General features: G+C 43.0%; 16 protein-coding genes. 9 read left to right on the forward strand and 7 right to left on the reverse strand.

Features of this window, described 5'->3' with window-relative positions; genetic code table 11:
* Both G9U52_RS11355 and G9U52_RS11360 read left to right on the forward strand, forming a co-directional pair.
* A partial coding sequence (locus tag G9U52_RS11355) for an IS3 family transposase (RefSeq protein WP_166146753.1) occupies positions 1 to 95 on the forward strand: 95 nt, incomplete at its 5' end.
* A 262-nt stretch (positions 96 to 357) separates the two neighbouring features.
* Positions 358 to 1497: an FtsW/RodA/SpoVE family cell cycle protein gene (locus G9U52_RS11360; RefSeq protein WP_166150685.1), complete on the forward strand. Its 1140-nt coding sequence runs from the start codon at positions 358 to 360 to the stop codon at positions 1495 to 1497.
* A gap of 92 nt (positions 1498 to 1589) precedes the next feature.
* Here G9U52_RS11360 and G9U52_RS11365 read toward each other — a convergent pair whose 3' ends face one another.
* The 3 genes from G9U52_RS11365 to G9U52_RS11375 form a co-directional block, all read right to left on the reverse strand.
* On the reverse strand, positions 1590 to 3467 hold the full coding sequence (locus G9U52_RS11365) for a CASTOR/POLLUX-related putative ion channel (RefSeq protein WP_166149550.1): 1878 nt from the start codon (positions 3465 to 3467) through the stop codon (positions 1590 to 1592).
* Between the two features lie 131 nt (positions 3468 to 3598).
* Positions 3599 to 4588: a BadF/BadG/BcrA/BcrD ATPase family protein gene (locus G9U52_RS11370; RefSeq protein WP_166149551.1), complete on the reverse strand. Its 990-nt coding sequence runs from the start codon at positions 4586 to 4588 to the stop codon at positions 3599 to 3601.
* Positions 4589 to 4655: 67 nt separating this feature from the next.
* Complete coding sequence (locus G9U52_RS11375) at positions 4656 to 5255, reverse strand: TetR/AcrR family transcriptional regulator (RefSeq protein WP_166149552.1); 600 nt, start codon at positions 5253 to 5255, stop codon at positions 4656 to 4658.
* Between the two features lie 189 nt (positions 5256 to 5444).
* Between G9U52_RS11375 and G9U52_RS11380 the strand changes: the two genes are divergently transcribed.
* Positions 5445 to 6107: a DUF2306 domain-containing protein gene (locus tag G9U52_RS11380; RefSeq protein ID WP_166149553.1), complete on the forward strand. Its 663-nt coding sequence runs from the start codon at positions 5445 to 5447 to the stop codon at positions 6105 to 6107.
* Between the two features lie 85 nt (positions 6108 to 6192).
* Here the strand turns inward: G9U52_RS11380 and G9U52_RS11385 are convergent, their stop codons facing one another.
* The gene (locus tag G9U52_RS11385; protein ID WP_166149555.1) at positions 6193 to 6609 is read right to left on the reverse strand and encodes an organic hydroperoxide resistance protein; all 417 of its coding nucleotides are present in this window, start codon (positions 6607 to 6609) and stop codon (positions 6193 to 6195) included.
* 68 nt (positions 6610 to 6677) lie between these two features.
* On the reverse strand, positions 6678 to 7202 hold the full coding sequence (locus G9U52_RS11390; protein WP_166149557.1) for a YfiT family bacillithiol transferase: 525 nt from the start codon (positions 7200 to 7202) through the stop codon (positions 6678 to 6680).
* A gap of 169 nt (positions 7203 to 7371) precedes the next feature.
* Here G9U52_RS11390 and G9U52_RS11395 point away from each other — a divergent pair, with 169 nt between their 5' ends.
* The 4 genes from G9U52_RS11395 to G9U52_RS11405 are packed head-to-tail and all read left to right on the forward strand — an operon-like array spanning position 7372 to position 8798.
* A complete protein-coding gene (locus G9U52_RS11395; protein WP_166149559.1) occupies positions 7372 to 7707 on the forward strand; it encodes an ArsR/SmtB family transcription factor in 336 nt (111 codons plus the stop codon).
* Between the two features lie 29 nt (positions 7708 to 7736).
* The gene (locus G9U52_RS40855; protein WP_279538604.1) at positions 7737 to 7859 is read left to right on the forward strand and encodes a hypothetical protein; all 123 of its coding nucleotides are present in this window, start codon (positions 7737 to 7739) and stop codon (positions 7857 to 7859) included.
* Between the two features lie 26 nt (positions 7860 to 7885).
* A complete protein-coding gene (locus G9U52_RS11400) occupies positions 7886 to 8293 on the forward strand; it encodes a DoxX family protein (RefSeq protein ID WP_166149561.1) in 408 nt (135 codons plus the stop codon).
* Complete coding sequence (locus G9U52_RS11405) at positions 8286 to 8798, forward strand: SRPBCC family protein (RefSeq protein WP_166149563.1); 513 nt, start codon at positions 8286 to 8288, stop codon at positions 8796 to 8798. Before G9U52_RS11400 ends, G9U52_RS11405 begins: the two co-directional genes overlap by 8 nt.
* 149 nt (positions 8799 to 8947) lie before the next feature.
* On the opposite strand, the gene G9U52_RS11410 is transcribed toward G9U52_RS11405, so the two are convergent.
* Positions 8948 to 9238, reverse strand: coding sequence for a hypothetical protein (locus tag G9U52_RS11410; protein ID WP_311764867.1), 291 nt, complete (start codon positions 9236 to 9238; stop codon positions 8948 to 8950).
* Between the two features lie 327 nt (positions 9239 to 9565).
* Between G9U52_RS11410 and G9U52_RS11415 the strand changes: the two genes are divergently transcribed.
* Together G9U52_RS11415 and G9U52_RS11420 are read left to right on the forward strand one after the other, a co-directional pair.
* Positions 9566 to 10522: a helix-turn-helix transcriptional regulator gene (locus G9U52_RS11415; protein WP_166149565.1), complete on the forward strand. Its 957-nt coding sequence runs from the start codon at positions 9566 to 9568 to the stop codon at positions 10520 to 10522.
* A gap of 146 nt (positions 10523 to 10668) precedes the next feature.
* The gene (locus tag G9U52_RS11420) at positions 10669 to 11202 is read left to right on the forward strand and encodes a hypothetical protein (protein ID WP_166149567.1); all 534 of its coding nucleotides are present in this window, start codon (positions 10669 to 10671) and stop codon (positions 11200 to 11202) included.
* Between the two features lie 234 nt (positions 11203 to 11436).
* Here G9U52_RS11420 and G9U52_RS11425 read toward each other — a convergent pair whose 3' ends face one another.
* Positions 11437 to 11967 (reverse strand): hypothetical protein, encoded by a 531-nt coding sequence (locus G9U52_RS11425; protein ID WP_166149569.1) that lies wholly within the window; start codon positions 11965 to 11967, stop codon positions 11437 to 11439.
* Between the last annotated feature and the right edge of the window lie 229 nt (positions 11968 to 12196).

A 12196-nucleotide genomic window follows, 5' to 3' on the forward strand; every position in this document is an offset into this window, starting at 1 on the left:
GATATATCCAGTATTACAACCACAAACGCATAAAGGCAAAACTAAAGGGCATGAGCCCGGTACAATACCGGATTCACACCCATAAGGTAGCCTAATATATATTGTCTAACTTTTTGGGGTCACTTCAAGCTTCGGACGGTTTCTTTAGGTGCCATATCCTGAATGAGGCTTATTTACGAATCCGTGCCATCTTTTAGGAAAGGATGCTTTATTAAGTTGTTTTATAGTGTAACTTTATATAGCTATCCTTCGTCTTATCTAGACAGTTCTTAATTCATTTATTTTATTAATAACCAGATTGGCTGTACAATATAAAATAATAAGCTCCATACTGGGGGTCGCTGCTTGGGAATTTTAATGAAGAAAAGGATTGACAGGTTAGACGGGATTATTCTTTCACTGCTATTTATCTTTATGGGGATTAGTATTTTCTGCATTTACAGTGCCACATGGATGAACCCTGATTATGTCGGAGCCCATATTAGAATGCTGTATTTTTACGGCTTGGGGTTCATTGTTGTGTTCGCTATGCTGTTTATTAACTATAAGATCATTCTAAAGTTTGCCCCGCTTTATTATATGGCGGGCGTTGGTCTGTTGATCTTTCTTTATTTTAAAGGGGATACGATCAATAACTCCCAAGGCTGGTTCTCCTTGCCGGGCGGACTGAGCTTTCAGCCTGCCGAGATTTGCAAGCTGTTTATGATCCTATTGCTCGCTTATTTTCTGTCCAAAAGAAATGTGGAGCTCCTCAACTTTACCAAAGAGGTCATGCCGATGGGACTCATGACCTTACTTCCATTCATGCTAGTGTTGATGCAGCCTGATCTGGGCAATGCTATCGGGTATCCCGTTATTTTTCTTGTCATTTGCTGGGTTGGGCATATCCGCTATAGCCATGCCATCATCGGTATGGTCATTATTGTGGCGGTTAGCGGCACCATGCTGTACAGCTATGTCAAATATCATGATGAAGTCAAACAATATATGGCGACTAAAAATAAGGAATACTGGCTGGATCGTATTGATGCTGTGCTGCTGCCGGAACAGGCATCCGAGAAATCAACGTATCACATGAAGCGGGCGATTACAGCCATCGGCTCTGGCTCTCTGCAGGGAGATGGTTTTCTAAAAGGAACCTCCGTCCAAAGAGGCCAGGTTCCATACACCTATTCCGATTCCATCTTTGTTGTAGTCGGCGAAGAGTTTGGGTTCGTGGGCTCCTCTGTGCTGCTAATGCTTTATTTTATTCTGATTTACCGGATGATGATTATTGCCTTAAACCTCCAAACCAAGGCAGGAATCTATGTGATTATGGGCATTGCTTCCATGTTCCTGTTCCAGATTTTTGAAAATGTCGGCATGCTGATCGGCATCATGCCGATTACAGGGATCACCCTCCCATTTATTAGCTATGGAGGCACCTCTTTGATGACCAATATGATTTCGATTGGCTTTGTGCTTAACATTAAGGTTTATGATGATGTAGAATTATAAGCTTCCCCCAAAAAAACCTTCAGCCTCCACATCTACTGTGGTTCTGAAGGTTTTTTCGATTTTATTGGGCTGGTCTATGAGCGGGAATGCTCCTATTCCTCGCCTATCACAATCATTTTATCCTGGTCGGTAAACTTAATAAATGCTGCTTTCTGCGGATTCATATAAATCCCATAGTTTTTGCTGGCATTCGCAGCTTCCGCTTCAATTTTATAACCAATGGCGATTTCATTTTTTAATTGGACCGATTCCACCAACGTGTAAAAGTTAACTTCACCGCTTAGTGTAATATAATTGCTTATTTTTTTCATATAAATTTCAGACCCTTCAGATCCGAATAATTGCTCATACACGAGGTTCAAATATTTGTTTTCGGAAATTTGCGCAACCATTAAGCTAATGATTTTACCGCTGATAACAAAGTCATTGACCTTATTCACATCGGCAAGCTCGCGGTTGCGAACATCCAGCATTTCGCTGACTAATGAAAATTGGATGCCGGTCTTTTCCGAAATATCTCTTAAATGGAGCAAGGTAATTAAAGTTACCGCATCTGCCTCTTGAACGCTTAGACGGTCCTGGTAGCAAAGCACAATAATATGGTCGAATTTTTCAGCAACTAAGGCTTCGAGTGCGCCGCGGTTCGAAATATCAGTTTCTACAAACTGGACTGTACAATTGCTCAGTTGCCCCTCGCACAAGCTTTGTAAGCGATTATCGTCGCCGTCAAATTCAGCTGCAACTTTAATGATCGAGCCTTGGGCCACATACTTATCCAGCTCTCGAATAATATCAATGGCATGCTCATTCCAGCCCAGAAATAAGGTGGTTTCGGGTAAAGGCGTAGCTACGGCTACGGCAGCTAACAGCTCTTTTTGTACCGGATATTCCTTCAATCCCGACAATATAATTTGATCGTCATCCAAAGAAATCACAATGATTTTATCATTGTCCTCTAGGATTAAATCCTTGGATGGATTGATAATTACAGCTTGATTACGAAACAACCCAATTACCGATGACGAAGCATAGGCATTAATAATATCCCCGAAAGCTTTTCCGGTAAGCGATTTCTCTGATTTGAAATAAATTTCATTGCCATTAAAATCAAGAAGATCGGTATAAATCACAGAGAGCCCGGATTGTCGGCACGTTTGTGCAATAACTCTTGAGATCAGCTTGTCCGCAAGAATGATTTCAGCTTGGCCTTTTCCGGCAATTCTCGTAACCTCCAAATTTTGTGGGTCCTTGACTACAGCTACGATATGCGCTGACTTTTGCTGCTGGTTCGTATTGGCGGTAATAGCCAGTATGGTTTTGATTGTGTTGGCATCTACATCATCATTAATAATTACGGTTCGGGCTGCACTAATATTCAGCATGTTAATATCAGCAATATCCAAGGGGGAGCCTTGCCGGCAAACAATTTTGGTGCCAAATGTGGAAGGAATCCTTTCTTGTAGCTCCTCTTCCATTTCGACCTTGTCCTTCGGAGCCATAATGACGATCGTCGATTTCTTCAAGCTTTTGTTGGCTTCAATGATCTCTGAAACTAAGGTGAAAATATTATCGGACCACCAGAGGATGATAGAATGATTGCTTTCGATGACGATAGAACGGCCTCTTCTCAGAGACTCAATCTTGTCTTGAATACCGGAGGTTAACAGTCCGATCAGGATACTGACGATAAAAATACCGCTAAGTGTAATCAACAGCATAAGAAACATAAATAAATAGCTTCCCGTATCGCCACCCAGTGTTCCAGCATCGATCGCCCTCATAAAGCTCAGCCAGACTAGATTAAGAAAGCTTTCTTCTGGCGAAGCATCGGTCAGCCACGCGATAAAGGATATAAAAAGTACAATTACGAAGGAAATGAAGGCCAAATACCCTATTAATGCAGGCGTGCCTCTTGACATCAGATTGTCAAATTTATACTTAATTTTTTCGGATAATGAAAATTGTTTCATCTATTCTCCACCTATTCTTAGTAGTATTAATGCTTCTGCACGCTAAGTATTATCTACTATTTTCGGGTGGTTGACAATATATTCTTGTCGGGTTGCGAATCCGTGAAACAGGCTCTCTTTAATCTGAGAATTCATTCATGGCGGGAGTGAGGATGACGTGCAAGATTGTCCAGCAATTGTGCTGTTATGGGCATAGAAATTTGCTTAAGCGCCATTAGCACCGCGCCAGCCACGGGAGAGAATACCGGCTTGACCAATTGGTAACTTTTATGGTTGCCGGCTTTAGTTCGAAGGGCAAGCTGTTGCTGGAAATACTCGCTGTTGGCCACACTTCCTATTAAAGCAACCTTTACCTCCTGTGCTGAAAAATAGGAAGCAAGCATCTCAATGCCTACCATAATCTGGTGCACGGCGCGGTCGCAGACGGTTTGCGCCAATCGGCTATTGTACACAGCTGCTTGAGTTATCGCAGGGGCAAGCTCGGCAAATCGTTTATTCCGCTCTCTACGGTCAGCGATGAAACCGTTAAGTGCAAACTGAGCCAGCTCTTGAATAGAGGAAAAGCCCCAAAATTGCAGCAGCTCCTGGACAAGCTCCTGGTCGCTTTCGTCGAAATTGCCTGCTAAGACCTCGTAGGTAACATCATAGGCGAGGAAACGTGCGGCGCTGGCTGCATATTGGTACATATCGTAATTACGGATCTGTCTGCCTTGCTCATTAACCGCGAAAATAATAGAACCGGTTCCTGAGATCACGATAATGCCAGGCTCGGATAACAAAGCGCCGCTATGCCCAACCACTGCGTCGTTCACAAGCAAATTGAGACCTGTTAAGCCCTCCATATCCGTTAATGGTTGAACCCATCCGAGGTCAGCTTCCGAATCATAGCCGGCAATCCCGCCTACCAAACCAACCACATCGCTAATTTCCTTGCCGGCCTGTTGCAACGCTTCTTGGATGGCGTGATGAACATTCAGTTTTGCCTGCCCATCCTTGTGAAAGGAGGCGGCTCCCTTCTCGATGTAAGCGAGTACATTGCCCTCACAGTCCGCAGCCATCACCCGTGTATGGGTGCCGCCTCCATCTATTCCTATTACAATACCCTTTATTAGGTTGCTCATAGTACCATCCTCGATTCTTATAAGCTATTGGCAAGCTTTTATACGGTAGAGCTCTGACAATTCCCAATTAATCCTTTTCATGCTTAAAGGTCAGCAGCAGCAGCTCGATGTTTTTAATCGCATAGGCGACATGTTTATTGTCACGGGTAAGCCTGCTCACAAGAATACCGCCTTCAATGGCTGAAAAACAAAAGGAGGCTACCGATTCCGTGTCCATGTCTACCCGAAGCTCCTTATCCGCTATGCCCTGTTTCAAAATACTCTGGATCAAGGATAAAGTAAGCTCATATATCGCAAGCGTTTGGTCACGGAGGAAGGGAGAGGCATGGTCGCTTTCAACGGCTGTGATTAAAAAAGGACAGCCTCCGATCAGGGGAGGATTGTGAACAGCATCGCTATAAACCTCGCCCATGGCCGATATTTTCTCAATTGCCGTTTCCTTGCCTTGGATAGCTGCCGAAAAATGCTCCGAAAGCAAGTTTCCTGCGTATTTAAATGCCTCTAGGGCAATTTCATCCTTATTCGTAAAGCTTCGGTATAAACCGCCCTTAGTGAGCCCGGTAGCTTCAATAATATCCTGCATGGTCGTTCCTGCATATCCCTTTTGATTAAAAAGCTCTGCGGATTTCATAATAATATGAGCTTTTGTTTTTTCGCCTTTTCGCATGTAAGGATTCCTTTCTTCATTTATGATAATTGCAAATGGGACGATCCAAAAGCGTTCGGACTCGTACATAAATTGTAACAATTCACGAATGAATTATACCATAATTTGCTATATAATAGCATTAATAAAGATACCGGACGGTTCGGTATTTAAAATACCACTAAAATAACTGAATATTGGAGTGATCCTATGAACGTATTTAAAGGCAAATACTTATATGCCCTGATGGTCGCGATTTCCCTTATTTATATCATTTATGTGACGTACACGAATTTGCTTTACGATCCACAGGCAGCGGATTTTCTAAGCCACAAAACCAATCTCAAACGGCCCATACCTGTTCCGGCATGGGCAAATGTGATGCATATTCATGTTATTGCTGCTTGTTTGGCTATGGTAGCGGGAGCTCTTAATTTCTCAAGCACGCTTTTGCGGAAGTATCGACTCTTCCATCGAATCAATGGCTATCTCTATGTCCTTTGCGTTTTTATTGTAGTTGTTACATCTGGTTACATGGCACCTTATACGACAGGAGGGAAAATAAATAGCATCCCGTTTAACCTTGTAAACATTTTGTGGTTTGGGATGACTATTACGGCATTAGTCCAAATCAAACGCAAGCAAGTGAATAAACATTGGAAATGGATGGTGCGCAGCTATGCTTTTTGTTTTACCAATATGTTTATTCATTTAATTAGCTTTGTTTTACATGATGGATTTGGGATTCCATATACGCTGAGCTACACGATAGGTGTGTATGGGGCCATACTTTTGAATATAATTGGTGCTGAGCTTGTTATCCGTTTTATTTATAAAATTCCACTTGCGCCCATTATGGCTGCTAAGACTTGAATACCCAGCGATAGCCTGCTTGACCAGCTCCCATTCGGTCAGCCCTTTCCATGCCAAACCGCATTTCGTGCATCTGGGTGGTAACTTAAACTACGTTGAGCTCAACTTGAATATTTCCCCTCGTGGCCTTGGAATATGGGCATACCTGATGCGCAGCGTCAACCAATTCCTTGGCTAAAGCCGGATCAACACCCAATAGGTGTACATCCAATTTCACTTCAAGCCCAAATCCGCCATCCGTATCTTTTCCAATCGTAACATGAGCTGTTACCTCCGTCCCCTCGACCTTAATTTTTTTGGTTCTGCATACCAAATTTAGTGCACTTTCGAAGCATGCTGCATATCCCCCTGCAAAAAGCTGCTCAGGATTCGTTGCTGCACCGCCCTGACCCCCTAATTCCTTAGGCATCCGTACATCCAGATTCAGATTGTTGTCACTGGATACTAGCTTCCCATCTCTTCCACCTGTTGCCTTAACCGTAGCTGTATATAATTTTTCCATCACATAGTCCTCCAATTAGAATAAGTTTATTCTGTTAGTCTAGACAAAAACGAACCTAACTTATACCTTTACCAGCCGTTATCCTCTTTTAAACCTCTTATCTGTGCAATATGATGTCGATTGTGCCAAACAAATCTTTGTAGCGCAATATCGATAGTAATCGGGCCTAAAGCTTGGGTTGTGAACTTTCTGCTGAAATCTACCTGGCTTAAACTATGAAGTAAAATAAATAACCGGCTATGTAGAGCTTCTAAAAGCGTCAATGACGTTTGCACGGGAACATCTCTGTAGTCGTTCAGCTCTGCGAACAGATCCTCACGATAAGAACTCGCAATGGGATCATCTTCCGTTAACGCTCTTTTTAACCGTAGGTAAGCGTTCATATCATTATCTGCCATATGATGCACAACTTGCTGCGTTGTCCAGCCATCAGGACGATAAGGGATTTGTAACTGTTCCGAGTCGAGGTTCTCCAAAACCTCCTTTAGAGATTTTGAAATGTCAGGGATTTGCTCTATACAATGGTTCCGTTCCTCTACGGACAGATGGGGATTTGCTACAAAATGACCTATCGGGTATCGCAATTTATCCACTATCTGAATCCTCCAATTTTGATGTTCATTATGTTTACTCTCTTCATCATCGCAATGATATGATTTGTGCTTAGTTTATTACAGAAAATTCAGATTGTAAATTATACCCATTTGTGACATCTCACAATATTCCTTGACAGGAATATTCCATATAAAATATACTCAAATTATGAATTCCACTTTTAGCGCTCTTGCCGAGCCCAATCGATTCAATATTGTCGAACTCTTGCGTGATGGCCCACTCTCCGTAGGAGATGTCGCTGTCCAACTCGGCCTTAATCAGCCGCAAACCTCCAAGCATCTCCGTGTGCTTTGTGATGCCGGACTCGTTGAGGTGCATGCGGTCGCTAATCGGCGAATTTACAAGCTACGAGCCGCTCCCTTCCAGGAGCTTGATGCCTGGATGGAATCGTACCGCCGTATCTGGGAAGAACGATTCGACCGATTGGACGATTATCTGCAGGAGCTGCAAAGAAAGGAAGCGAACCCAGACAACAAGCAGTAGCCCTGTGGAGCAGAAATATACGAATAAAATTGGAGGAGGCATGTACCCATGGAAATGGAAACAAACAGGAAATTGATGTGAAACCAGGTGGTGTATGGCGCGCCAAATCAACATTTGACCGTCTTGAGCAGCAACTGGCGAAGATGGAATAAACCTTGTAAAGGAAGAGTGCTAATACATGAGGAAAATAACCATTTTTTACTGGATTTTCACTGTACTTACGGTAGCCTTAATGGGAATTGGGGCGATTCCGAACCTTCTATCCGCACCCGATGGTGTCGTCTTATTTGCTCATTTAGGATATCCTGCTTACCTGCAGCCCTTTCTAGGTGCTGCCAAACTATTAGGAGTTGTGGCGATCCTGATTCCCGGATTTCCGAGAATAAAGGAATGGGCTTATGCCGGACTTGTTTTCGATTTGACGGGAGCCATGTACTCATTCATAGCAGTTGGCGATCCGCTTATTGAATTAGCAGTCTTCCCAATTGGTTACATTGTAATTATTGGCTCCTACGTTTTGTACCATAAAAGACTAAGAGCGGCTTCACTAAGCATGGCTAATAATAGGAGGAATTTAAATGTCTGAAGAAAAAACAACCAACCAAGGGGTCGAATTCGTCATTACCCGTGTCTTTAGTGCCCCGCGGGAGCTTGTATTCAAGGCATGGACTGAAGCGGAGCACTTGCAGCATTGGTGGGGACCCACAGGCTTTTCAATCCATATCTCCAAAGCAGATATCCACCCAGGCGGGATCTTCCATTTTTGCATGAAATCTTCGGATGGCCACGAAATGTGGGCCAAGTTTGTGTATGGTGAGATTGTAGCTCCAGAGAAGCTGGTGTACATTACTTCCTTTTCCGATGAAGAAGGCAATACGGTTCGAGCTTCTTTTAGCGAAACCTTTCCACTAGAAATTTCTTATGTGGTGACTTTTATTGAGAAAGATGGCAAAACTCGAATAGAAATGAGCGGAGGCCCTGTTGATGCTACCGAAGAGGAGCTGCAATTTTACCATTCGATGTTTGGCTCCATGCAGCAAGGCTTCGGCGCTACCTTCGGCCAACTCGACGAATACCTTGCATCGCTGTAAAATGTTCAAAAAAGACGACTTTCCATTCGATTTCCTAAATGGAAAGTCGTCTTTTTAATTGAAGCGCTGCGGGATTTTTAAAAGCAAAAGAACCTCCTAATCCACTATTGGTGTGGGTGGAGGTTCTTTTTATGCAAGTCAATTAGGGCTTACTTTTTACCTGCATATTCCTTGTTTGCTGTTTCCAGCATTGATTTCCAATTAGCAAAATCGGTTTCTCTCACAATGTGTCGCTCAAACAGCTCAGCATGGATGTTGTTGATATCTGCTTGCGTTTTCACTTGAAAGTTGCCTTTCTCTAAAAACGCTGCAAAAGTCTTCAGGCTGGAATGCTTGCTCATAAAGGCATCATTAAACAATTCATCCAATGAAATAAAATTCGGGTCTTCTTGCACCGTATTTTGGCCTTGTAAATCCTTCAATAGCTCGTCTAACGATATGGGCTTATGCTTTTTCAGACTACCACTCCTAAAATTTGTTTTTCGATGCTAGCTTTACTATGGAAATCGAAGCTAACTTCATCATTCATCTCGTTGATTATACATGAAATCCATACTAAATGAGAAACTTTTAAATTACTAAGCTGTTATTTGATGGTTCCCTACCCCAATTATACGATGTGAGAGTAGGTCTCGGCAAACCTTACATGCCATCCAGATGGAAATAGAAAGCGAACCCGTGGCACGGAGCATAAACATCTGTTACAATTTTCAGTAAATGCCCGTGAGCGGCAGGCTTTAGTTGGAGGCTTTATTAGGAGGATGGGAATGTCGGATATTTCATATACAACAGAAGAAATTGGCAAGCTTTTAAAGGTTTCCAAGGTTACGGTTTATGACTTAATTAAGAAAGGCGACCTTCCTTCCTTTCGTGTAGGCAAGCAAATGCGGGTAGATGCAGCAGATCTCGAAGCCTACAAAAACCGCGAGAAAGCATCACCTTTTAAGCTACCGAGTGATTTTCAAGAACGTTCCCAACCCGTACCCGCGGCTCCTTTTGCCTCGAATTCAACGGGCAACCCAACGATTGTAATAACGGGACAGGATATTAGTATCGATATTTTGGCCAGGCAAATGGAGAAGCATATCGTGGGAGCCCGCCCACTACGTGCCTATATGGGAAGCCTTGACGGCTTAATTGCGCTCTACCGCGGAGAATGCGATATGGTTTCGACCCACCTGTTCGATGGGGAAACGGGCACCTATAACCTCCCCTACATCAGCAGGATTTTTATCGGCAGCCCTTTCCTTGTTGTTAATTTACTCACACGGCACACCGGGTTTTTCGTGGCTAAAGGAAATCCGTTAAAGCTGCGGGGCTGGAGCGATTTAAAAAAACCAGGGCTAAGCATCGTCAATCGAGAAAAGGGAGTTGGCTCCCGTGTGCTCCTGGATGAACAACTGCGCCTTCTCGGTATGAAAGCAGAGCTGCTCAAAGGCTATGGAACCGAAGAATCCAATCCGATTGCGGTAGCTGCCAAGGTCGCCTCTGGGGAAGCTGATGTGGGGATTGGGAATGAAAAATCGGCGACGATGATCGATGGAGTGGATTTCATTCGCCTGATTGAAGAACGGGTGGATCTCGTTATGCTTAAAAAACCAGAAAACCATGAATGGATTCAAGCGGTTGTTGAGATTCTTAATGACGAAACCTTTAGGGCTCAGCTGCGTGCCATTCCTGGGTATGATCTGTCAAAAACAGGTCAAATCATGTTAGAAACTTAAATTTTTATATGTTGTTTAGTATCTTTTGATATCTTTTAGTATCTTTTAAATAAAAGTAGACATCAAACCAGATCAATGATATGATTCGAACTGGATAATGATATTCATTCTCAATTATATTCTATTTGAAATTTGGAGGCTATTTGATGTTGGAAATTGCAGTAAGGGATGGACGAACAGCAGAGCATTTGAAAATAATCAGGTTTGATGATATTGAAAAATATCATTGCGGCCAGTTTCTAATGGCAATTGCCGTAGCCTTTCGTATGCTTCAGGCGGGAATAGAAGAATTATGCGGGAACGAGCCGCCCCAGCGAAAAGATATTAAGGTGCTTTCCGGTCATGGCGGGCCTGGCTTTCGCGACGCTATCGAATATGTGACACGGGCAACCACCCACAATTCTTTAACGGTTGATGTTAATTATCCAGTTGCCCAATATGATCCACATCGGGCCCAATCCTATACCTTTGTCATTTCTATTGCGGGCCGTTCCCCCGTGGAGGTTTCTCTTAAAGATGGCTTTTTACCGCTTGAGTTTTATGACCTGCTGGAAAAAGGCCGCGCTGGCACTCGTACTGAAAGCGACGAGCTTCGACTGGATTTCCTCAAAGCGTCACTGTGTAAACGTGCCTTGGCGATGACCCAGGATGAACTGCTTCAAGTAAAACGCCTGGTTTAATGGATCCGCGAGCACCGATTAGACGAACAAAAACCAAAAAAGCGCCTCATCTCCCGTTTAAGTGGGGAGTGAGGTGCTTTTACGTATCACGTATCCGTTGCAGCAACCTTCTTTTTACGTTATACCATAGCCTGATATCGTCTTGGTTTCCAGGCATCCTGCCAGTCCGAAAGCCTCCTTATTCCCTAACGTTGCCAGACTGTTTTTATCCTCTTTTTCCAAAATGAACCTGGCTCACGAATTTAAAAACCGGATCAAACCTAATATCGCAAAACAGAACAAAGCCGTACCCGTGCCAATACCTGTAATTGCGCTATTTGCTGTATTTAATTTTTTGGAAATAAATAAGGAAGCGATTGAAATCACAACCAGCAGAATGCCCAATATATACAAGCTGGAATCTTTGAAAATAGGGGCTAACCAGAAAAAATGAAGGCCTACTATAAAAGCAATCCAAGGGGCAACATAATTCTGATATTTGAACTTTATTAATAGGAACGCACCTACAGCAGCCAAAAAGAATTCAATATAGACAAATAATAAATACTGTTTGAATACTCTTGGGTCTGATAAAGCCGTGTTGTCATTCCAATGGGTGACGCTCAAATAAATACCGATTAAACCTACCAGTAATGCCACGCCAGAAGCGATCCCGATATACATACGCCAGCTTTTTCGCGGATTTTCCTGAGCCCAACCAAACCAGCTAAAGCTGAATATTCCGAATATGGCTGCATACATCGCATAATCCCTGACATAGTCCATGAGAGCTCCTCCCTTATTTCTTTCCCATTACACAACCACGGAGCTAATTCTCGGCTTACTGACTATTTTATCATACAGGGCTTGGTTTAAGAACGTTTGCTAAGCTAGCAGCCATATACGGTTTCAAACTTTACTAATGTGTTTATTCATTATTAGTAGCCTACATATCATACACAAATGAGGGATCGCTAATGTTGGATGAATTTCTGGGTAAAAAAGTCATCATTAA

Source organism: Paenibacillus agricola, assembly GCF_011440305.1.
Classification (GTDB): Bacteria; Bacillota; Bacilli; order Paenibacillales; family NBRC-103111; genus Paenibacillus_S; species Paenibacillus_S agricola.

Bases quoted from the DNA above. Each gene is read 5' to 3' on its own strand.
- G9U52_RS11360 (WP_166150685.1), top strand. From the start codon at position 358: ATGAAGAAAAGGATTGACAGGTTAGACGGGATTATTCTTTCACTGCTA.
- G9U52_RS11365 (WP_166149550.1), bottom strand. From the start codon at position 3,467: ATGAAACAATTTTCATTATCCGAAAAAATTAAGTATAAATTTGACAAT.
- G9U52_RS11370 (WP_166149551.1), bottom strand. From the start codon at position 4,588: ATGAGCAACCTAATAAAGGGTATTGTAATAGGAATAGATGGAGGCGGC.
- G9U52_RS11375 (WP_166149552.1), bottom strand. From the start codon at position 5,255: ATGCGAAAAGGCGAAAAAACAAAAGCTCATATTATTATGAAATCCGCA.
- G9U52_RS11380 (WP_166149553.1), top strand. From the start codon at position 5,445: ATGAACGTATTTAAAGGCAAATACTTATATGCCCTGATGGTCGCGATT.
- G9U52_RS11385 (WP_166149555.1), bottom strand. From the start codon at position 6,609: ATGGAAAAATTATATACAGCTACGGTTAAGGCAACAGGTGGAAGAGAT.
- G9U52_RS11395 (WP_166149559.1), top strand. From the start codon at position 7,372: ATGAATTCCACTTTTAGCGCTCTTGCCGAGCCCAATCGATTCAATATT.
- G9U52_RS11400 (WP_166149561.1), top strand. From the start codon at position 7,886: ATGAGGAAAATAACCATTTTTTACTGGATTTTCACTGTACTTACGGTA.
- G9U52_RS11405 (WP_166149563.1), top strand. From the start codon at position 8,286: ATGTCTGAAGAAAAAACAACCAACCAAGGGGTCGAATTCGTCATTACC.
- G9U52_RS11415 (WP_166149565.1), top strand. From the start codon at position 9,566: ATGTCGGATATTTCATATACAACAGAAGAAATTGGCAAGCTTTTAAAG.
- G9U52_RS11420 (WP_166149567.1), top strand. From the start codon at position 10,669: ATGTTGGAAATTGCAGTAAGGGATGGACGAACAGCAGAGCATTTGAAA.
- G9U52_RS11425 (WP_166149569.1), bottom strand. From the start codon at position 11,967: ATGGACTATGTCAGGGATTATGCGATGTATGCAGCCATATTCGGAATA.